19 protein-coding genes are annotated in these 21,002 nt (G+C 69.8%); 11 read left to right on the top strand and 8 right to left on the bottom strand.

Annotation, left to right across the window (positions count from 1 at the left end):
* Positions 1-254: 254 nt before the first annotated feature.
* Complete coding sequence (locus Prubr_RS30995) at positions 255-1,073, bottom strand: IclR family transcriptional regulator (RefSeq protein WP_212818508.1); 819 nt, start codon at positions 1,071-1,073, stop codon at positions 255-257.
* Positions 1,074-1,113: 40 nt separating this feature from the next.
* A complete protein-coding gene (locus Prubr_RS31000) occupies positions 1,114-2,814 on the bottom strand; it encodes a DUF885 domain-containing protein (protein ID WP_212818510.1) in 1,701 nt (566 codons plus the stop codon).
* A 291-nt stretch (positions 2,815-3,105) separates the two neighbouring features.
* On the opposite strand from Prubr_RS31000, the gene Prubr_RS31005 reads away from it, so the two are divergent.
* The 7 genes from Prubr_RS31005 to Prubr_RS31035 all read left to right on the top strand — a co-directional run bounded on the left by Prubr_RS31005 (position 3,106) and on the right by Prubr_RS31035 (position 9,124).
* Positions 3,106-4,092, top strand: a complete 987-nt coding sequence (locus Prubr_RS31005; RefSeq protein ID WP_212818512.1) for a class I SAM-dependent methyltransferase — start codon at positions 3,106-3,108, stop codon at positions 4,090-4,092.
* 76 nt (positions 4,093-4,168) lie between these two features.
* The gene (locus Prubr_RS31010) at positions 4,169-4,897 is read left to right on the top strand and encodes a 2-keto-4-pentenoate hydratase (protein WP_246567889.1); all 729 of its coding nucleotides are present in this window, start codon (positions 4,169-4,171) and stop codon (positions 4,895-4,897) included.
* A 17-nt stretch (positions 4,898-4,914) separates the two neighbouring features.
* Positions 4,915-5,802, top strand: coding sequence for an acetaldehyde dehydrogenase (acetylating) (locus tag Prubr_RS31015; protein WP_212818517.1), 888 nt, complete (start codon positions 4,915-4,917; stop codon positions 5,800-5,802).
* Complete coding sequence (gene dmpG / locus Prubr_RS31020) at positions 5,799-6,860, top strand: 4-hydroxy-2-oxovalerate aldolase (protein ID WP_212818519.1); 1,062 nt, start codon at positions 5,799-5,801, stop codon at positions 6,858-6,860. The genes Prubr_RS31015 and dmpG overlap by 4 nt, the downstream gene beginning before the upstream one ends.
* The gene (locus Prubr_RS31025; RefSeq protein ID WP_212818521.1) at positions 6,853-7,116 is read left to right on the top strand and encodes an acyl carrier protein; all 264 of its coding nucleotides are present in this window, start codon (positions 6,853-6,855) and stop codon (positions 7,114-7,116) included. The genes dmpG and Prubr_RS31025 overlap by 8 nt, the downstream gene beginning before the upstream one ends.
* A complete protein-coding gene (locus Prubr_RS31030; RefSeq protein WP_212818523.1) occupies positions 7,113-8,198 on the top strand; it encodes a histidinol-phosphate transaminase in 1,086 nt (361 codons plus the stop codon). Before Prubr_RS31025 ends, Prubr_RS31030 begins: the two co-directional genes overlap by 4 nt.
* Positions 8,195-9,124: an LnmK family bifunctional acyltransferase/decarboxylase gene (locus Prubr_RS31035; protein WP_246567891.1), complete on the top strand. Its 930-nt coding sequence runs from the start codon at positions 8,195-8,197 to the stop codon at positions 9,122-9,124. The genes Prubr_RS31030 and Prubr_RS31035 overlap by 4 nt, the downstream gene beginning before the upstream one ends.
* Before the next feature lie 10 nt (positions 9,125-9,134).
* On the opposite strand, the gene Prubr_RS31040 is transcribed toward Prubr_RS31035, so the two are convergent.
* Complete coding sequence (locus Prubr_RS31040; RefSeq protein WP_212818525.1) at positions 9,135-9,566, bottom strand: DUF4259 domain-containing protein; 432 nt, start codon at positions 9,564-9,566, stop codon at positions 9,135-9,137.
* A gap of 632 nt (positions 9,567-10,198) precedes the next feature.
* Between Prubr_RS31040 and Prubr_RS31045 the strand changes: the two genes are divergently transcribed.
* The 4 genes from Prubr_RS31045 (at position 10,199) to Prubr_RS31060 (ending at position 14,469) form a co-directional block, all read left to right on the top strand.
* Positions 10,199-11,509 (top strand): methylaspartate mutase, encoded by a 1,311-nt coding sequence (locus Prubr_RS31045; protein ID WP_212818527.1) that lies wholly within the window; start codon positions 10,199-10,201, stop codon positions 11,507-11,509.
* A 14-nt stretch (positions 11,510-11,523) separates the two neighbouring features.
* Positions 11,524-12,528: an asparagine synthetase A gene (locus Prubr_RS31050; RefSeq protein WP_212828744.1), complete on the top strand. Its 1,005-nt coding sequence runs from the start codon at positions 11,524-11,526 to the stop codon at positions 12,526-12,528.
* A 95-nt stretch (positions 12,529-12,623) separates the two neighbouring features.
* Positions 12,624-13,052 carry a cobalamin B12-binding domain-containing protein gene (locus tag Prubr_RS31055; protein ID WP_281425961.1) on the top strand — a complete coding sequence of 143 codons (429 nt, stop codon included), beginning with the start codon at positions 12,624-12,626 and terminating at the stop codon, positions 13,050-13,052.
* 94 nt (positions 13,053-13,146) lie between these two features.
* A complete protein-coding gene (locus Prubr_RS31060; protein ID WP_212818529.1) occupies positions 13,147-14,469 on the top strand; it encodes a glutamate synthase-related protein in 1,323 nt (440 codons plus the stop codon).
* A 110-nt stretch (positions 14,470-14,579) separates the two neighbouring features.
* On the opposite strand, the gene Prubr_RS31065 is transcribed toward Prubr_RS31060, so the two are convergent.
* From Prubr_RS31065 to Prubr_RS31085, 5 genes are read right to left on the bottom strand one after another with little or no spacing between them, the layout of a single operon-like run.
* Positions 14,580-15,191 carry a LutC/YkgG family protein gene (locus tag Prubr_RS31065; RefSeq protein ID WP_212818532.1) on the bottom strand — a complete coding sequence of 204 codons (612 nt, stop codon included), beginning with the start codon at positions 15,189-15,191 and terminating at the stop codon, positions 14,580-14,582.
* Positions 15,173-16,582, bottom strand: a complete 1,410-nt coding sequence (locus Prubr_RS31070) for a lactate utilization protein B (protein WP_212828746.1) — start codon at positions 16,580-16,582, stop codon at positions 15,173-15,175. The genes Prubr_RS31065 and Prubr_RS31070 overlap by 19 nt, the downstream gene beginning before the upstream one ends.
* A gap of 17 nt (positions 16,583-16,599) precedes the next feature.
* On the bottom strand, positions 16,600-17,373 hold the full coding sequence (locus Prubr_RS31075) for a (Fe-S)-binding protein (protein ID WP_212818534.1): 774 nt from the start codon (positions 17,371-17,373) through the stop codon (positions 16,600-16,602).
* A gap of 1 nt (position 17,374) precedes the next feature.
* Entirely contained in the window at positions 17,375-18,916 is a 1,542-nt protein-coding gene (locus Prubr_RS31080; protein ID WP_212818536.1) for a rhamnulokinase, read from the bottom strand.
* 5 nt (positions 18,917-18,921) lie between these two features.
* Positions 18,922-20,952 (bottom strand): bifunctional aldolase/short-chain dehydrogenase, encoded by a 2,031-nt coding sequence (locus Prubr_RS31085; protein ID WP_212818538.1) that lies wholly within the window; start codon positions 20,950-20,952, stop codon positions 18,922-18,924.
* Between the last annotated feature and the right edge of the window lie 50 nt (positions 20,953-21,002).

Here is a 21,002-nt window from a genome sequence, read left to right on the forward strand (position 1 = left end):
GCCTTGCCATATCCTGCGCGCGAGTCTCCGATGCGTCTTCCCACGCCCCGGATCGGCCGCCGCTTCCTGGCGCTCCAGTCGTTGCACCTGTCGGGTCAACCAAAACCACCAGGTCCAGAGAATCTCACTTCGACTGCGCCCATTTAGGGGTGACTTGAGCCGGCCCGGCGCGTTGGGTTGACCTCCACGTACGGATGAGACAGTTTCACGTTTCGTGTCGGATCCACGTCCGGTCGCCCCTACGCAAACGACGGTCAGGGTAGTCGCACGGCCGGGAACGGACTCGGCGCGGCCGCGCCGAACATCGATCCCAGCTTTCTGGCGGCCTGCCTGGTCCGGACGACCATGGCGGCCGTCATCGACGGTGTCTGCCCGATCCGGCGCAGCAGCAGTACCGATCCGAGGACGACCTGGCCCCACACCACGGGTGCCGCGCAGGAGTTCCAGCCCGTCAGGTCCTCGTCGTGTCCGACCGTGAACCCCAACCGACGGGTGTCGGCGAGCGAGGCGCGCAGGGTCTCCCAGTCGGTGATGGCGCCCGGGCCGGCGTACGGCGGCAACTCCACGTCGAGGGCGGCCCGCTGAACGGCCGGCGGACAGAAAGCGAGGATGGCCCGTCCGGCGGCGCCGGACCGCAGCGGTCGCGCCACCGACAACAGATCCTCGGCGGCGTACCCGATGTCGCCGAGATCGGCGTCGGTGGCGGCCAGGTCGGCGCAGAGCCGCTGGAAGGTGCCGAAGGGCACCAGGACGTAGAAGAAAACCGGCCCGCCGGTGGTGGCTCGCAGCTTCTCCAGCACCGAGTGCACGGCGTGCGGATCCTGGGGCTGGGCGCAGGCATGGATGGCGAGCTGCACCACGCCGCTGCCGAGGCTGTAGCGGCCGTGGCCGATCCGGACGAAGATGTCCTGTTCGACGCCGGAACGCAGGATTCGGTGCACCGTGGAGTCGTCCAATCCGGTGGCCCGAGCCAGCTCGCCGGGACCGTGCACCTCCCCTTCGAGGCGGGCGAATGCTCGTTGTACGCGGAACACCCGCTCAGCGAGCACCGTGCCTGCGCCGCGACTGGCCATGCCCTCCCCTCCCCCTCACGAAGCCGGCCGAGATCGGCGGCTACAGCGTGGCCAGCCGCTCCTCCAGGTCATCCAGGCCCAGCGATCCCAGGTTGAGTGCGGCCATGTGCCACGCCCTGAGGTCGAAGTCCGCACCGCGCGCCCGTCGGGCCGCCTCCCGGCCGCGCAGCCACACCCGCTCACCGAGCTTGTAGCCGATCGCCTGCCCAGGCGCGCCCTGATAGCGGATGATCTCGCTACGGATCACGTCAGGATGCCGGCCCTGGTGCGCCAACAGGAACTGTTCGGCCAGCTCCGGGGTCCAGGTCTCGCCGGCGTGGAACGGCGAGTGGTCGGGAATCGGCAGGCGCAGATGCATGCCGAGGTCGACGATGACCCGGATGGAGCGCAGCATCTGCGCGTCGAGGTAACCGAGCCGGTGCTCGTGGTCGTCGAGGAAGCCGAGTTCGTCCATGAGACGCTCGGCGTAGAGCGCCCAGCCCTCGGCGTTGGCACTGACCATGCCTACGCCTGTCTGGTATCGCGACAGCCGGGACGCGGCGTGCACCCACTGGGCCAGCTGCAGGTGGTGTCCTGGCACGCCCTCGTGATACCAGGTGGAGACGAACTCATGGGCGGGAAAGCGGTCGCGGCCGACGTGCGGAAGCCAGGTCCGCCCCGGGCGGCTGAAGTCGCGCGCGGGGGCCGTGTAGTACGGCGCGGGCGCGCTACCGGCCGGCGCGAGACACGACTCGACCTGCTTGACCGGCTCGGGGATGTCGAAGTGCGTCCCGTCGAGTTGGCCGATCGCCTCCTCCATCAGGCGCTGCAACCATTCGCGGGTGGGCTCCGCACCATCGACGCCCTGCCCGTTGATGTCGAGATGGCGGGTAACCGCCCACGGGGACTCGGCACCCGGCAGGATCGCCTCGGCCTCGACGCGCATCTCGTCGAGCAGCCGGTGAAACTCCGACCAGCCGTATTCGTACGCCTCCGCGAAGTCCAGGTCGTTGCCGTTCCAGTAGCGCGATGCCAGCAGGTAACGGTCCCGCCCCACCACGTCGGGGGTTCCCGCGACGCTCGGGGCGTACGTGTCGCTCAACCATGTCCGCAGGTCGCCGAGCGCGCCGTTCGCCAACTCGACGGCCGTGTCGAGGTCCCTTCGCAGCGGCTCGGGCCCGGCCGCGGCGAACCGAGCGAACCAGCCGCCGTCCACGCCGATCCACTCGTCCAACTGCCTGATCATGGCCGTGACCTGACGCGGCCCGCCGGGCAGGCTGCGGCGCAGGCCCTCGGCGAGCGAGGAGCGGTAGCCAGCCAGGCAAGCGGGCACCGCGGTCAGCCGGCTCGCCACGGCCCGCCAGTCCTCCTCGGTCTCGGTGGGCGCCAATGTGAAGGCCATCCGGACCCGGTGGACCGGCGAGAATACGTTTGAGACGTCCCTCAGCGTCTCTCCCGATTCGTGCATCGCTCGTTGCGCGGAGAGTCGCTCCCGCAACAGCCGAGCGCACCCCTGCTCGGCCGGATCGTCCAGGCTGCCCGGCACCGCCTCGGCCTCGGCAAGGCGGGCGAGCGTCTCCCCCGCGAGGTCGGTGAGCTGCTGCCGGCCGTCCGACGAGTAGTCCGGCAGTCGGCTGTGGCTGGCGGCGTCGCCCAGATAGGTGCCCTCGACGGGATCGAGGGCGACGAGCTGATCGACGTACTCCTCGGCGACGCGGCGAGGCGACAGGAGAACGTGCGATGCATCGCGGGCGTCTGGCATGCCTTCCATGGTGACCCCGATACCATCTCGCCGGCGCCGCCGACGGACCGGTTGCCTGCGAGTTGCCCTTTTCCTGCCGGTTGCCTGCGGGCAGATCTTCACCGCCGGTGCCGCTCACCGCCGGGGTAGGCAGTTGGGCGGCGGTTACTCCAGGCGCCGTTGACGGTCGAGAAGCTCGGTTGGCAATGTCCTGCTTAAGCCTCAGACGCTCCGGCCGCACCCGGCCCGTATCCAGCGCGCGTACTGGCGCGTCGCGTCCGGCATCGCCTTCCTCGATCGCAGGAGCGCACAATGAAGAGTTCTGATTCCAAGGAAATCGCCGCCGACCTGGCCGCGAACACGGCACTCCTGGAGATCGCCGAGAACCTCGGCCTCTCCGCGCTGCTGGACCGCGGTGTGCCGTTCGACCTCAGTGCGGCAGCGCGGACCGCAGACGTGCCCGAGGCGGGTATGCGGATGTTCCTCGATGCCCTGGTCTCGGCGGGCCTGATCGAGCCCGGTGAAGCCGACGGGCGGTACCTGCCCGCCCCCGACCTGGCCGACCGCCGCTACGAGGCCGGCTATCTCTCCTGGTCGCTGAACGCAAACCGGCCCTACCTCGACCACGCGGCGCTGTTCCTGCGCGATCCAGAGGGAGCCGGCGCCCGGTATCAGCGGGACGGACGCCGGGTCGCGGTCTCCTCCCGGTGGATCGGGTCGCGTGGCTTCTATCCCGGGGTGATCGCCGAGATCACCGCCCGTAAGCCGCAACGCATCGTCGACCTGGGGGCTGGCGCGGGTGGCCTGCTGATCCAATTGCTCACTGCCCTGCCCGACAGCACGGGCCTCGCTCTAGACCTGAGCGCCGGCGCTTGCGATGAGGCCGAGAAGGCCGCTCGCCGCGCCGAGGTGGGCGACCGCTTCGAGGTGGTGCACCGCTCCATCGAGTCGCTCATCGACGACCCCGAGCCGGTGCGAGGCGCCGACCTGGTGCACGCGGGCTTCGTGATGCACGATGTGGTGAGCGATCCCGATGTCCTCCATGGCGTACTACGCACCGTGCGTGAGTCGCTGACGCGCGATGGTTGCTTCGTGGTCACCGACGCCGTGCCGTACGTCGGGAATTCGCGCGAGCGCGCGTTCAGCGCCCTCTTCAGCTACCTGCACGCCAGCTCCATGGACGTACGTCTGCCAACCGAGGAGCACTGGCGCGAGGCGCTCGGACGAGCCGGTTTCAGGGAGGTGTCCAGCGAGCCGCTCGGCATGCCGGGCAGCAGGGTCTTCGTCGCCGCAGTCTGAAAGGGACGTGATGAACCAGTCCATCGGCCAGGCCCGGGACCGGGCACGTGCCCTTTACGAGGCACGTGCCAAACGGGTGCCCATCGCACCCTTCACCGATCAGGACCCGTCGCTCGACATGGCCGACGGGTACGCCGTCCAGCAGGAGCTGACCGCGATGCTGCTCGCCGACGGGGAGGCGGTCGTCGGGTACAAGGCGGGGCTCACCTCCGCACCGATGCAGCAGATGTTCGGCGTCGACACCCCCGACTACGGCCCCGTGTTCGCTTCCACCGTGCTCGCCAACGGGTCGATTGTGTCCACCGAGGCTTTCATCGCGCCCAAGGTCGAAGCGGAGATCGTCTTCCGGCTCGGCAGCCCGCTGCGCGGCCCGGGTGTGACGACCGGACAGGCCCGCGCGGCCGTGGCCGAGGTGATGGCCGGGCTGGAGATCGTGGACTCGCGGATCGAGGACTGGCGGATCCGGCTCGCCGATACCGTCGCCGACCTGGCCTCCAACGGCGCGGTCGTGCTCGGCACTCCGCTGCCGGTGGACCCGGCCGTCGATTACCGGCTGCTCGGCATGGCCTTCTCCCGGGGCGGGACACTGGTGGCGACCGGCGCGGGGGCAGCGGCGTTGGGCGATCCCGCGGCCGTGGTGGCCTGGCTGGCCAACACACTCGGCGAGCACGGGACCGTCCTGGAGGCCGGTCAATTGATCATGACGGGAGCGCTGCACGCGGCGGTCCCGCTGAGCGCGGGCGACGCCTTCATCGCCGAGTTCGACCGGCTGGGCGCCGTCACCTTGGCCGTCGACGAACCCTGAAGGGAAGGCACAACGACATGAGACGAAACGGGCGGCTTTCCGTGGCCGTGCTCGGCGCCGGCCTCATCGGTGCCGACCTGGCCACCAAGGTGATGCGCTCCGGCTCGCTCGACCTGCGGCTCGTCGTGGGCCGGGACGAGAACACCGCGGGCCTGCGGCGGCTGGCCGCGCTCGGCATGCCGGTGTCAGGCGCGGGCGTCGCGTCGCTTGTAGACGTTGGCGAGCCGGTGGACGTGGCGTTCGACGCCACCAACGCGATGGCGCACGCCGAGCACGCTGAACGGCTGGTGCCGCGGGGCACCATGCTGATCGACCTGACCCCGAGCAAGATCGGGCACATGGTGGTACCGACGGTGAACGGCTCCGACATCGTCGGGCACCGCGACATCAACATGGTGAGCTGCGGCGGACAGGCGTCGATCCCGGTGCTGCACGCGATCACCCGGGCCCACCGGGTGGACTATGTCGAGGTGGTGACCACGGCCGCCACCCTGAGCGTGGGCCGCGGAACCCGGCTCAACCTCGACGAGTACATCGAGACCACCCAGGACGCGGTGCGCCACTTCACCGGGGTCAAGGAGGTCAAGTCGATCCTCAACATCAGTCCCGCCACCCCGCCGGCCCGCTTCCGGGTCGCCATGTCGATGCTCGGGCGGGACCTCGCCGCCGGCTCCGTACGCGCGGCCGTCGACGCAGCCGCGCAGCGGCTGCGCTCGTTTCTTCCCGGATTCGCCGTGACGGCGTGCACCGTCGACGGCGAGAAGGCCTTCGTCGCCGTGGAGGTCACCTCAACCGGCGACCGCATCCCTGAGTATGCGGGCAACCTGGACATCATCAACTCCGCCGCGCTTCACGTCGCCGAGAAGTACGCGGCGAGCCGGCCCGAACCCGCGGAGACGCCATGACCCAGCCAGATCACGGGGGCGGTGGTGGCCGGCCCGTCCTCATCCACGACCCCTCCCTGCGCGACGGCCACCACGCGGTCGGCCATCAGCTCAGCCGGGAGCAGCTGCGCGCCTACGCATCCGCCGCCGACAGTGCGGGCATCCCCGTCGTCGAGGTCGGCCACGGCAACGGGTTGGGCGCCTCCTCGCTGCAGGTCGGCCGGGCCCGGGTGAGCGACGACGAGATGCTGTCGACGGTCCGCGAGTCCCTGGTGCACAGCCGGATGGGCGTGTTCATGCTGCCCGGCTGGGGCGCCGTGCGGGACCTGAAGCGCGCCATCGACCACGGCGTGGACCTCGTTCGCATCGGCACCCACTGCACCGAGGGCAACCTTGCCGAGCGGCACCTCGGCTTCCTGCGCGAGGCCGGTGTCGATGCGCACGGTGTCCTGCTGATGAGCCATATGGCCAGTCCGCAGCGGCTGGCCGAAGAATGCGTACGACTGGTCGAGTACGGTGCGACCGGCGTCGGCATCCTCGACTCCGCCGGGCAGTACCTGCCGGGCGACGTCGCCGAGCGGATCGCGGCGATCCGTGCCGCGGTCACCGTGCCAGTCATGTTCCACGGCCACAACAACCTTGGCATGGCCGTGGCCAACTCGGTCGCCGCCGCCGAGGCGGGCGCCGGCATCATCGACGCCTGCGCCCGGGGCTTCGGCGCGGGGGCGGGCAATACCCAGATCGAGGTCGTCGTCCCAGTCCTGGAGCGCCTTGGCTTCCGCACCGGCATCGACCTCTACAAGTTGCTGGACGCGGCCGACATCGCCGAGCGCGAACTCATGGACACCCCGCCGACGATCGACTCGATCGGCATCGTCAGCGGCCTGGCGGGAGTGTTCTCCGGGTTCAAGAAGCGGGTGCTGGAGATCTCCAAGCGGGAGGGCGTCGACCCACGCGACGTCTTCTTCGAGCTGGGTCGGCTGCAGGCGGTGGCTGGGCAGGAGGACCTGATCATCGACGTGGCGCAGTCGCTGCGCGCGGCGGGCGGCGCGCGAGAGGGGAGCCGCACCCGTGTATGAGGTCCTCAAGGCCATCCTCGTCGAGGACCTGCACATGCGCGCCGAGGACGTGCGCCCCACGGCGAGCCGCGCCGAGGTGGGCCTGGACTCGTTGGCCGCCGTGGAACTGGCCGCCGCGTTGAACAGCCGGCTCGGCATCGCGGTGCAGGACTACGAGGTGCTGGAGGCGGTCACGGTTGCCGACGTCGTGCGGCTGATGGAGCAGCGCCGGTCAGGCTCCGGCCCGCTGGGTTCCGGTCCGCTGGAGGCGCCATGACGGCGCCACTTCTCCGCGCGGTCCTCGACGACCTTCCCGGCTACCAGCCCGCCGCGGGCCTGTACGGTGGCGCCGCAACCATGCGACCGCTGTCAGCCAACGAGTCGCCCCACGCGCCGCTGCCGGGCATTCGCGAGGTGGTCACGGCGGCGGGCGCGACGATCAACCGCTACCCCGACCCCGACTGCTGCGAGCTGACCGCCGCCCTCGCCCGCGTTCACGACGTGGATCCTGGCCGGGTGCTGGTCGGCGGCGGTTCGGTCGCCCTGCTGCAGTTGCTCCTCCATGCGGTCGCCGAGCCCGGCGCAGAGGTCCTCTACGCCTGGCGCTCGTTCGAGATCTACCCGGTCATGGCCGACCTCGCCGGAGTCACCTCCGTCCGGGTACCCCTCGACGGCGATGACCACGATCTGGCCGCCATGGCCGCGCGGATCACCGCTGCGACCCGCATGGTTATCGTGTGCAGCCCTAACAACCCGACCGGTACCGTGGTCGGCGACTCCGAGCTGCGCGCCTTCCTTGACCGGGTTCCGCCTACCTGCCTGGTCGCGCTCGACGAGGCCTACCACGAGTACGTACGCGCGCCAGGAGCCGCCGACGGCCGGGCCCTTTGCGACGCGTACCCGAACGTGGTGGTATTGCGGACCTTCTCGAAGGCGTACGGGCTCGCCGGGCTGCGGGTGGGTTACCTGCTGGGTGCTCCCGGCGTCGTGGACCGGTTGCGGCGCGCCACGCTGCCGTACTCGGTGAACGCGGTGGCTCAGCTGGCGGCTCTGGCCGCACTCGGCCTGGCGAAGGAACTGCTGCGGCGGGTCGACGCCACCGTAGCCGAGCGCACCCGGGTCCGCGACGCGCTGCTCGCCGCCGGCTGGCGGGTGCCCGACGGGCAAGGCAACTTCCTTTGGCTGCAGCTCGGCGAGGACGCGTCGGCCTTCGGGACCTGGTGCGCCAAGCGGGACATCGCCGTGCGGGCGTTCGCGGGCGACGGCGTACGCGTCTCGATCGGCTCTGTCGAGGACGACGACGCCTTTCTCGCGGCCTGCGCCGAATGGCGGTCCTCGACCATGGGGGTGAAGACATGATGCGGACAATCCTGAGCGCCGACGGCTCGCTGACCCGACGGATGGTGGTCGAGCCGGGAATGTGCAGCGGCGGATCACTGATCTTCGGCCGGATCGGCGACTGGACCTGGGAGGCGGTGGCCGAGGCCTGCCGGACCAACGTGCACGCCGCACGAACCGCCGAGGGACGGCCCGCTTACCTGTCGTTCTACTACTACCGGGTACGCGGCGGGAAGGTGGTCCATCCACACGGCCTGACCTTCGGCGACGAACTGCAGGTGACCTCGCGGGTCTTTCAGCTCGGCAGTCAGTCGGTGCTCACCCTGCACCGGCTCGCGCCCGCCGACCTCGCCCTGGGTAGCGCTCCACTCACGCCGGAGGAGGCGTACGACAGACCACACCCGGACTGCCTCTACGCCGAGAACTTCAACCGGTGGATCGCGCGTACCCGCCCGGGGAGCAACCAGCGCCTGGCCGAGATCGCACCCCTGGACTTCACGTACGAGCACCTGCCGAGGCTGCCTAACCAATACTCGCCGCGTTCAGTGGGTCGGGCACGAGAGGCCGGCACCTTCTGCTCGGAACCGCCAGCGGGCTTCACGGTGACCGGGCCGGTGGAGACGCACGAGTACACTCTGGATGTCGTGCGCGACCTCAACGGCGCCGGGTTGGTGTACTTCGCCGCGTACTTCTCCATCTTCGACACGTCGCTGCTGCGCCTGTGGCGATCGCTGGGACGCGACGACGAGCGGTTTCTGCAGCGCAAGGTGATCGATCAGAAGGTCGGGTACTTCGGCAACGCCGACCCCGGCGCCGTCTTCACGATCACCGTGCGCCGGTGGTGCTCCGCGGCGAATCCAGAGATCGAGCTCGCCGACATGGCGATGCGTGACGCGGGATCCGGCCGGTTGCTGGCCATCACGGCGATCGAACTCGAGTCCGCCTAAGCTCGGTGGTTCATGAGTTCGCCGCTCGGAGGATGGCGGTGAGACCGTCGATGGTCTGCTGGGCCTCAGCTCGGTTGGTCTCCGTCGTCCATCCCTGATGCCATGGCCCGCCGGGTCCGGCCACGAATCGCAACGCTTCGAGCGCCGGCGCGGCGAGGTCGGGCACTGGCCCGGGCAGCATCACCGCGCGTGGTTCGTCGGACACCTGCGCAAGGCGGTTCTGTAGGTGCTCGCCGCCGGGAAGGGCCGCGGCCACGAGGGCTGCCGCCGCGACGACTTCGTCGGGGAAGAACTCCCGCCAAAGGAGGTCGCGGTTGGCAACGACGTAGCCGAACGCCCGCCGCAGCACCTCGGCGCGCTGCTGTGGTGGGCGTTCGGCGACCTCGTCAAGGAAGTCCAGTGCGCCGTCACTGCTGAACGGTCCGGTTCCGAACGTACCCACGTCGCCCTCGTTTCGACAGACGGCCACTGCCGATCATCATCGGTTGTGGACGTGACCGAAGATCGTACGGTGGCCGCGCGTTACCGCGGAAACCCGGGCGGGTAGCGGCAGATCCTGAGAACAGCGTCGGGCCGCGGCAGTGCCGCACGAGGTCAACTTCGCGAGTCGGCCGGAGCTGGCCATCGACATGACCGCCGCAGCGTTGGACGCTGGCCTCCCGGCAGCTGGGCCGCCGCGGGCGTACGGCCTCAGTCAGACTCGCGGTCAACGAAACTCGATGCCTGATCAACACCTTCGTCATCCCCGCGACCCCGCTCACCGTTTGCGCTGGTCACAGTTCCGGCGATCCCACCAAGCCCGAACCCACTACACACGCCGACTCAAGCTCGAACTACAGGCATGATCTCGAAGGGCGGCTGCCGTATCAGTTGCCGCCCAATTGCCGCCCCTACTGCCCAACTGAATAGCGTCGGGCAATTACCATATCGATAAACAGTGCGAGCGATTACTGTCGGCACGATGACAGTGGTGTCGATGTCCGTGGAGAGAACGTTGCCGGTCGGGTGCCAATCGCCTCACATAGCGGGTGGGATATCGACACCAAGCCGAGCGAACATGGAGAGGCGACCCGGGTGACGCTTGTCGACTATTCCTCCCTCAAACCTCGTTCTTTCGGCGAGTACGTCAGGTCGGCGTACGCGGAGAAGGGTCTCGTCGTGCAGCCCCGCATGGGATTCGCGGAGCCAGCAAGAATGGCAGCGGGATTGGCGGCGACCAGAGCCGCGAGAGCTAACACCGTGGGAACCATAACCGTCGACAGCTATACTCGCGTCGGCGATCACGAGCACGTTCGGACAGCGCTCGAGCACGGATTGCAGCTCAACGGTTATCCAATTGTCGACCATCCCGCCGACGTAACGGCAAAAGCACTTGACGGCATCCTTTCCGAAAGCTTCCCGGTACAGGTGCGCCACGGCTCGGCCCGGCCGGGCGCAATCTTCGCCGCGCTTTCCAGGCTGGGGCTCGATGCGTCCGAGGGTGGTCCCGTCTCGTACTGCCTCCCCTATGGGCGAGTGCCGCTCCGGGAATCCATCAATAATTGGTCCGAAGCGACCTCTCAATTTGCATTCCAGAGCGGCGGCACGGCCCACCTCGAGACATTTGGTGGATGCCTACTCGGGCAGCTTTGCCCGCCCAGCGTGCTGGTGGCACTAAGCGTTCTCGAGGCAAGGTTCTTCTGCCTGCACGGAGTGTCGAGCGTGTCATTGAGTTACGCACAGCAGACGCACTTCGAGCAGGATATCGAAGCGGTCGCGGCAATGCGCCGACTCGCGACGGAATTCGTACCAGCGCGCGATGTCCATTTCGTACTCTACGCCTACATGGGCGTCTACCCACGCACCCGCAAGGGTGCCCTCGAGTTGTTACGGGAAGCGGCTCACCTGGCGGTGGCCACCGGAATGGAACGCCTCATCGTGAAGACCTCCGCAGAGGCACATCGGATTCCCACAATCGCGGAGAACGTCGAGGCGCTCGAAGAAGCCGATGATGCCGCCCGCCACCCCGGCGACCGGCACCCGGCTGATCCGGGAAACGCCGGTTCCGACTGCGTCTACCGGGAGGCACGGAATCTCGTCGAAGCGGTGCTCGAGCTTTCGCCCGACCTTTCGCGCGGTCTCCACATCGCCTTCCGCCGCGGAATCCTCGACATACCCTTCTGCCTGCATCCCGACAATGCCGGCAGGACTCGTAGCCGCATCGATCCACAGGGCCGTCTGCAGTGGCTTGATGTTGGTTCAATGCCGATTAGTCCCACAGTCGAACCCGTCGGCCCCTCGGTCCGGCTGACGTCGCAAGGCCTGCTTGCGGACCTCAATCTCGTCAGGGACAGATTCGACCGCCCCGAGTTGGCGGGCAGGAAGCCTGTCGCACCCATCGATTGAATAAAAGGGGCATGATGCACCGTCACGAGCCGTCGGGTTCCGGCGTCCAACTTCCTCCGCTCTGGGAGCACCTCGCGCACCCGCGAACCAGAGCGGTCATGTCCATCCAGAACGCTGTGCTCGCCGCCACACGAGACCTTCTGGGTACGGAGGGATTCATCGAACTCCTACCACCGGTCATGGGGCCGGTGACTGACCCGGGGATCCGGGGATCCAAGCAGATTGACGTGGACTACTACGGGCACCGCTATCGGCTCATGACCAGCGCCATTCTTTACAAGCAGGCGGCCCTCCTCAATCACGAAAGAGTCTTCTTTGTCGCTCCCAACATCAGACTTGAGCCCTTGGAAACGGCATCGACCCAGCGACACCTGTGCGAGTTCCACCAGCTCGACGTAGAGATGGCGGGAGCGACCCGACAGGACGCCATGGCGATGGCCGAGAAGATCGTTCTCAACGCGATCCGGCGGGTGCTCGACACCGCAGCCACCCAACTGGGCAAGGTCGGCCGCAACACTGCCGCCCTGGCGGACGCGGCCGCCAAGCCCTTTACCAGCGTCACGCATGCGGAGGCGGTGAAGCTCCTGCACAATGCGGGCTGTCCCCAGGACGAGGCGTCGGAACTCTCCTGGAAGGGCGAGGCGCTGCTGTCCGCAATCGTCGGCACTCCCTTCTTCGTGACCGACTATCCCAAGGGCTCACGCGGGTTTTATGATCGTGAGAGCACGGAAGTCCCTGGCCTGCTCCGCAACTTCGACCTCATCGCGGGAGAGGGGTACGGCGAACTCGCCAGCGGTAGTGAGCGTGAGGCGGACTATGCCCGGATCGTGCTGAGGATGCGAGAGACAGGGGAGAACCCCGCCAAGTACGCCTGGTATCTGGGCATGATGAAGCAAGGGATCCCGGCGAGCGCCGGATTCGGCATCGGCCTCGAGCGCCTGGTGCGCTACATCGCCGGTCTGGAATCCACCTGGGAAGCGAGCGCCTTTCCCAAGCTCCCCGGTATCGTCTCGCCCTAGGGCACAAGAAGGATGATCGTGACGACGACGCGTTCCATCGTGCGAATCGACTCCGGTGACGGGCCCACCGCCCCCGCCGCCGAGATACTGCCCTGCTGACCACACTGCAATCTGATTCACACACCTGGAATCTGGTCTTTCTTCAGATACACCTGGAAGGGCTGGGCTACGACGTGGTGAATCTCGGGCCGTGCGTGCCCGACGAGCTGATTGTCCAGGAGTGCCGACGCCGAGTGCCCGACCTCGTGGTCGTGAGCACCCTGAACGGGCACGGCGTCACCGACGGTCTGCGCGTCATTCGGAGGATCCGCTCGATACCTGCGATGAGTGACAAGCCGGTTGTCATCGGAGGCAAGCTGGGCGTCGGCGGGCGACAGCCGCTGCACGTCGTCGCGAAGCTCGTGGACAGCGGGTACGACGCGGTCTTCGACGACGGGGCGCCGATGGCGGAGTTCGACAGATACCTGCACCGGGTGGTTGCCCGACATCAGCGTGCTGTCAGCTCAGCAGGAGGAACAGGGTGACGCCGGCGGAGAATTGCCGCGGGAGGGTGCCGGACAGCGGCCCAGACGCAGCCTGGCGGCGGCCGATGGGAGGTCTGCGGTGAAGGTCGTAGGCATGCCCGATGTGGCGATCCGCGAGCGGGCCCGACTCGGGGTGGAAGCCGCTTTCCCGCCCACTGAAGAGTATGGGGGCACGGTGTTCGGGCAGCGGTATGGCGCCGCGCCGGTCGACCAGATCGACAGCATGCGGCTCGTACCTCCGGTCTTCGTACCCGACCGGGTGTCCAAGCTCGTCGAGCTGGGTCGAGAACCACTGCACGCGGATGTAGCCCTGCGCACATCCCTCGGCGGATTCCAGAGTTCACTGCCCCTGTACGTCTCGGCGTTCGGCTCCACCCAGGTCTCCGGCGGCGACATCGGGGTGGCCGTGGCTCGGCAGGCGGGTCGGCTCGGCGTGCCGATGGTGATTGGCGAGAACATCGTTCCCACCTACGGCCACTACGGTCGCGTCGACCCAGGAACCGAGAGCCTGTTGCTACGCCGGATTCGCGCCTACCTGGAAGAGGCGACCGGCGACTGCGGTGGGGTGGTCGTGCAACAGAGCACCGAGGACGCGGACATGGAGGTGTGGAACACGATCTACAGCGATCCGACCGCGGCGGCGCTCCTGTCCACCGGAAGGCTGGGATTCGAGCTCAAGGTGGGACAGGGCGCAAAGCCGGGGCTGGGCGGTATCACCTTGGTCGACCAGGAAGCGGCGGCACGCCTGGACGGGGTCTACCGCATCGAGGACCACTCGAACGATATGCGCCATTTACTCCGGTACAGCAGTCCGGGCACATTCACCAGCGAAATCCTGCGCATGCAGATCAGGCTCATGCGAAACAACTTCCCTCGCGCCCAGGTATGGGTGAAGCTGCATCCGGGACGCGACATCCGCGAAGCCGCCGCCGCCGCCTGGGACGCAGGTGCGGACGCCGTGACCGTGGACGGCGCCGAAGCCGGTTCGGGCTGGGCTCCGTACGCCATGCTCGAGCACGTCGGACTGCCCCTGGCCGAGTGCCTGCGCCGCATCGGTCAACCCGAGGGTTGCCTCCTCGCCAGCGGCCGCATGTGGGAAGGAAGTCGCCTCGTCAAGTGCCTCGCTCTTGGCGCCCGTGCGGTCGGCCTCGGCCGGGCAGCCCTCATCGCCGTCGACGAGGATCCCCACGCCGGTCTGGAGCGCCTGGTGAAATGCCTGGAACTCGAGGTCAGGCTGCTCGTCAGTGCGCTCGGCAAGTACGAGTTGCACCGCGTCGGACCCGAGGATGTGTGGTGGCCGGCCGAACGCGGTCCACGACCGCACGACTCAACCGGGAAGACGTGCGTAAGCGGCGGTGACGGGCGTGCGGGCTCCGGGCCTACCGCAGCCTCGGACTCCGTCCGCCCCGGAGGATGACCGTTGCGGCGGCCGCCGGGGTGTTGGTGGGCGCGGCTGGTAGCGCGACATCCTGTGCGCGCCGGGTGCGCTGCGCTCCGCCGCTGAAGAGGGCGTCGCGGTGCGGCGGTTCAGGAGAGCAGGACGACGTGCAGTGTGCGGGGGCCGTGCACACCCTCGACCCGGTTGAGTTCGATGTCGCTGGTGGCCGACGGCCCGCTGATCCAGGTCAGCGGGCGGTGCGGGGAGAGTCGGCCGAGCGCCGCCGGCACCCCGGCCACCACCTGGGCGGCGCGGACGACGCAGATGTGCAGGTCCGGCAGGAGGCTGAGGACGCGGCGGCCCTGGTCGGGCGAGCCGTCGAGGACGACGGTGCCGGTCTCGACCACGGCGACGGCGGCGGCCGTGACGACGCCGTCCGCGGCGGCGATCCGGGCGTTGTCCAGACCGTCGTCGCGGAGCGCGGTCACGGTCGGGGGCAGCCAGGCCGCCGACAGTCCCGGTGGTACGACGACCGTCGCGGACGCCGGCAGGATGCCGGCGACCGTGTCGGCGACGGCGGTCTCGGGCACCCGGTGCACCCGGGCCCGGTAGTCGGTCAGCCGTTCCACCAGCAGGTCGAGGTCTGCCGTGCCCTCCCGCCGGTAGTCGCGCGGCACCCGGACGGGATCGGTGCCGTCGGCGATCGCGGCGCGCAGCCGGCCGAGGATCAGATCCCGGCTGCTCACCGCTTCGCCCACCATTCCCGGAAGGTCTCCACCGGCGGCTCGGGCAGGTCACGGCCGGCGGTCCAACCGGACAGCGGCGGCGGCAGGCCCCGGCCACGCCGGCCGGCCAGCCGGCTCAGCCGCGCGGCACGCTGCGCGGCCGCGAAGAGTGCGGGGTGGTCCATGGTGTACGCGGCGGCGGCCATGGCCACCGACTCACCGCGCGGGTGCGGAACCTGGTCGCGCAGGTGCACCAGCAGTTCCGGAATGTTGATTTTCACGGGGCATGCGTCGTAGCAGGCCCCGCAGAGCGACGACGCGTACGGCAGGGAGGCGTTGTCCGCCACCCCGGTCAACTGCGGGGAGAGCACGGCACCGATCGGGCCCGGGTAGACCGACCCGTAGGCGTGTCCGCCGGTGCGCTCGTACACGGGGCAGACGTTCAGGCAGGCGGAGCAGCGGATGCAGTGCAGCGCCTGCCGGCCCACCCCGTCGGCGAGTACCGCGCTGCGACCGTTGTCGAGCAGCACCAGGTGGAACGCCTGGGGCCCGTCGCCCGGGGTCACGCCCGTCCACATCGAGGTGTAGGGGTTCATCCGCTCCCCGGTCGAGGCCCGGGGCAGCAGTTGCAGGAAGACTTCCAGGTCGCGCCAGGTCGGCACCACCTTCTCCACACCCATCACGGTGATCAGCGTCTCCGGCAGGGTCAGACACATCCGTCCGTTGCCCTCGGACTCCACCACCGCCAACGTGCCGGTCTCCGCCACGGCGAAGTTCGCCCCGGAGACCGCCACCGACGTGGACAGGAACGTCTGTCGCAGGAAGCGACGCGCCGCCGCCGCCAGGTCCGCCGGCTCGTCGGTCAACGCCCGGTCCACCCCCGGCATCGCCCGCAGGAAGATCTCCCGGATCTCGGCCCGGTTACGGTGGATGGCCGGCACCAGGATGTGACTCGGCCGGTCGTCACCGAGTTGCACGATGAGTTCGGCCAGATCGGTCTCCACCGGAATGATCCCGGCGGCCTCGAGTGCCTCGTTGAGGCCGATCTCCTGGGTCGCCATCGACTTGACCTTGATCACCCGGTCGCTGCCGGTGGCGCGGACCAGGTCGGTGACGATCCGGTTCGCCTCGTTCGCGTCGGCGGCCCAGTGCACCACTCCCCCGGCGGCCGTCACCCGCGCCTCCAGCTGCTCGAGCAGTTCCGGCAGCCGGGCCAGCACGTCGGCCTTGATCGCGGAGCCGGCCGCCCGCAGCTGCTCCCAGTCCGGCACCTCGGCGATCACCGCACCGGACTTCGCCCTGATCGTCGCCGTGGCATGCCCGAGGTTGCGGCGCAGTTGCGCATCGGCCAGGGCCCGCCGTGCGGCGGCCGGGAAGGGTTCCTCGCCCCGCAGCTGCCCGACGCCCCCGGGCGCGGTCGCCGGCATGCCGAGGAAGGTCCGGGTCACGTTCGCACCACCAGTTCGCCTCGCTCGCCGGGGCTGCCGCCCTGCTCGGTGGAGGCCAGTATCTCGGCCAGGTGCACCGTACGCACCCCCGTCCGCAACCGGGACAGCCCGCCACCGATGTGCATCAGGCACGAGGCGTCGCCCGCCGTACAGACGTCCGCGCCGGTGGAGAGCACGTGGCGCATCTTGTCCGCCAGCATCGCGATCGACGTGTCCGCGTTCTTCACCGCGAACGTGCCACCGAACCCGCAGCACTGCTCGGCCGCCGGCAGCTCGACCAGTTCGAGCCCGCGTACCGCGCGCAGCAGGCGCAACGGCCGGTCCCCCACCCGCAGCGAACGCAGCGAGTGGCACGTCGGGTGATAGGTCACCCGGTGCGGAAAGTAGGCGGCGACGTCGGTGACCCCGAGCACGTCCACCAGCAGTTCGGACAGCTCGTACGTCCGCCCGGCCACCGACTCGGCCCGGCTGGCCAGCCGTTCGTCACCGCCGCGGCGGGCCACCAGCGCGTGCTGGTGGCGCACCGACCCGACGCACGACCCGGAGGGTGCGACGATCACGTCGTACGGATCGAAGGTGCGCACGTGCCGGCGTACCAGCGGTACGGCCCGGGCCTGGTAGCCGGTGTTGATGTGCATCTGTCCGCAACAGGTCTGCCCCGCAGGGAACACCACCTCGTGGCCCAGCCGTTCCAGCAGCCGAACGGTCGCCTTCGCCGCCTCGGGGAACATGGTGTCCGCCAGGCAGGTCACGAACAACGCGATCCGCACGTCACACCTCCACCCGCCGTTCATCCGCCCGCGCCGCCCCGGAGCCGCGTTCGGGCTCGTAGCGCACTATCCGCTGAGTCTGTCGTACCAGCCGGCGCAGCGCAGCGAGGTCGCCGCCGACCGCACCGGCGGCCCGGGCCTGCACCAGCACGTTGCCGATCGCGGTGGCCTCCACCGGCCCCGCCAGCACCGGCAGCCCGCAGGCATCCGCGGTGAGCTGGCACAGCAGGGCGTTGCGCGCCCCTCCCCCGACGATGTGCACCGCGTCGACGTGCCGGCCGGAGAGTTCCTGCACCTGGTGGACCGCCCGGCGGTGGGCGAGCGCCAGGCTGTCGACGATGCAGCGGACGACGGCGGCCGGAGACCGCGGCGTCGGCTGCCCGGAACGGCGGCACGCCCCGGCGATGCGGTCCGGCATGTCGCCGGGCGGCAGGAACGCCGGGTCGTCGATGTCGACCACGCTGCGGAACGCGGGTTCGCGCGCGGCGGCGGCGAGCAGGCCGGCCAGGTCGGGTCCGCCCCAGCTGCGCAGGCATTCCTGCAACGGCCACAGACCCATGACGTTACGCAGGTAGCGGATCGTGCCGTCGACGCCGCCCTCGTTGGTGAAGTTCGCCCGGCGGCTGGCCCCGGTGAGCACCGGTCGGTCCAGCTCGACGCCGACCAGCGACCAGGTGCCGCAGGAGATGTAGGCGAAGTGTTCGCCGCTGGCGGGCACCGCGACCACGGCCGAGGCGGTGTCGTGGGAGCCGACCGCCACCACGTCCGGCGTACCCGGCAGGTCCAGCCCGGGCAGCGTCGGCCCGATCCGGGTGCCGGGCTCCCGCAACGGCGGGAAGAGGTGCCGGGGAATGCCTGCGTCGGCCATCAGGCCATCCGCCCAGGTGCGGGTGTGTACGTCGTACAGCTGGGTGGTGGAGGCGTTGGTGATCTCGGCGCCGACCTGCCCGGTCAGCCAGTAGGCGATCAGATCCGGGATCATGAGCAGCCGGTGGGCGGCGCCGAACTGCGGCGTGGCGACGGCCGCGGTGAGTTGGTAGAGGGTGTTGAACGGCAGTTGCGCAAGACCGGTGGTGGCGTAGAGACGTTCGGCGCCGAGCCGCCGCGTGACCTGCTCCAGGACGCCGTCGGTACGCGTGTCGCGGTAGTGCACCGGATTGCCGAGCAGCGCACCCGAGGCGTCGACCAGGCCGTAGTCGACCGCCCAGGAGTCGACGCCGATGCTGGCCACCGGGCCGGCCGCGCGGAGCCCGGTCAGCGCCTCGCGGAAGAGCGCCAGGATGTCCCAGTGCAGCGTCCCGCCGACGCGCACCGGCTCGTTGGCGAACCGGTGCGCCACCGTCAGGTGCAGGGTGTCCGGGCCGACCTGGCCGAGGACCACCCGGCCGCTGGAGGCGCCGAGATCGACGGCGGCGACGCCGGCCGGCGTGGTGCCACCGGGGTGCGGTGCCGCACCGGGCCGGGCCCGGGCCGCGGACCCGGCCGGCAGGTCCGCCCCGGACGGGGACCCGGCCCCGGTCCCCGGGGCACCCCTCGGCGGCATCGTCGTCACCGCAGGAAGGCGGCGGCGACGCCGGCGTCGACCGGGATGTGCAGGCCGGTGGTGTGCGACAGGTCGCCCGCGGTGAGGGCGAAGACGGCGTTGGCGACGTGCTCCGGCAGCACCTCCCGCTTGAGCAGGGTGCGTTGCGCGTAGAACTCGCCGAGCTTCTCCTCGGGTACGCCGTACACGGCGGCCCGGTCGGCGCCCCAACCGCCGGCGAAGATGCCGGAGCCGCGCACCACCCCGTCCGGGTTGACACCGTTGACCCGCACACCGTGCGCGCCCAACTCGGCGGCGAGCAGCCGGACCTGGTGCGCCTGGTCCGCCTTTGCCGCGCCGTACGCGACGTTGTTCGGGCCGGCGAACACCGCGTTCTTGCTGGCGATGTAGACGATGTCGCCGCCCATGCCCTGGGCGACGAGCACCCGGGCGACCTCCCGGGAAACCAGGAACGACCCCTTGGCCATCACGTCGTGTTGCCGGTCCCAGTCGCGGGCGGTGGTGTCCAGCAACGACTTCGACAGCGACAGCCCGGCGTTGTTGACCACCAGGTCGACCCCGCCGAAGGCGAGCACCGCCGCCCGGACGGCGGCGGCCACCTGCTCCTCGTCGGTGACGTCGAGCGGCACGGCGACGGCGGCGTCCGGGCCGCCGATCTCGGCCGCGACGGTCCGGGCGGCGACGGCGTCCCGGTCGGTGACCACGACGCAGGCGCCCTCGGCGGCGATCCGGTGGGCGATCGCCCGGCCGATGCCGGACCCGGCGCCGGTGACCAGCGCGATACGGGTGGAAAGCGGCCTGGGCTTCGGCATCCGCTGGAGCTTCGCCTCCTCCAGCGCCCAGTACTCGATGCGGAACTTCTCCGCCTCGTCGATCGGGGCGTACGCCGAGACCGCCTCGGCGCCCCGCATCACGTTGACGGCGTTGACGTAGAACTCCCCGGCGACCCGCGCGGTCTGCTTGTTCGCCCCGAAGCTGAACATGCCGACGCCCGGCACCAGCACGATGGCCGGGTCGGCGCCGCGCAGGGCCGGGCTGTCCGCCTCGGCGTACCGCTCGTAGTAGGCGCGGTAGTCCGCGCGGTAGACGGCGTGCAACTCCCTGAGCCGCGCGACGGTCTCCGCCAGCCCGGCGGTGGGCGGCAGGTCGAGCACCATCGGGCGGACCTTCGTCCGCAGGAAGTGGTCCGGGCACGACGTGCCCAGCGCGGACAGTTCCGCCATCCGCTCGCGGCCGACGAAGTCGAGCACCACGTCGCTGTCGGTGTAGTGGCCCACCTGCGCCCGGTCGGTGGAGGCGAGACCACGCAGCACCGGTAGGAGCGCGGCGGCGCGGGCCTGCCGCTCCGGCTCGGGCAGCGGCTCGTACACCAGCTTCCCGAACGGCTCGGGCCGACCGTGCTCGGCGATGTACCGGGCCGCGGTGACGATGATCTCGCGGGAGTTGGCCTCGCAGTCGTCGCTGGTGGCGCCCCAGGCGGTGATGCCGTGCCCACCCAGGATGACACCGATGGCCTGCGGGTTGGCCCGCTGCGCGGCGGCGATGTCGAGTCCCAACTGGAAGCCGGGCCGGCGCCACGGCACCCAGAGCACGCGGTCGCCGAAGATCTTCCGGGTCAGCTCCGGCCCGTCGGCGGCGGTGGCGATCGCGATTCCCGAGTCCGGGTGCAGGTGGTCGACGTGTGTCACGTCGACCAGACCGTGCATCGCGGTGTCGATGGACGGTGCCGCTCCGCCGCGCCCGTGCAGGCAGTAGTCGAACGCGGCGACCATCTCGTCCTCGCGCTCCACACCGGGGTAGACGTCGACCAGGCACCGGAGCCGGTCCAACCGGAGTGCGGCCAACCCGTGCTCGGTGAGGGTGCCGAGGTCACCGCCGGAACCCTTGACCCAGAGCAGGTCGGTGGGTTCGCCGGTCACCGGATCGGTCTCCACCCCTTTGGTGGAGGTGTTGCCGCCGGCGTAGTTGGTGTTCGCCGGATCGGCGCCGAGCCGGTTGCTGCGGTCCAACAGGTCACGCACCGCGGGGTTCGTCATGGCTTCCTTCGCATTTCTCGGGGTACAGGCGACAAAGGGATGTGGCCGGG

It is taken from the genome of Polymorphospora rubra, from assembly GCF_018324255.1.
Lineage (GTDB): Bacteria > Actinomycetota > Actinomycetes > Mycobacteriales > Micromonosporaceae > Polymorphospora > Polymorphospora rubra.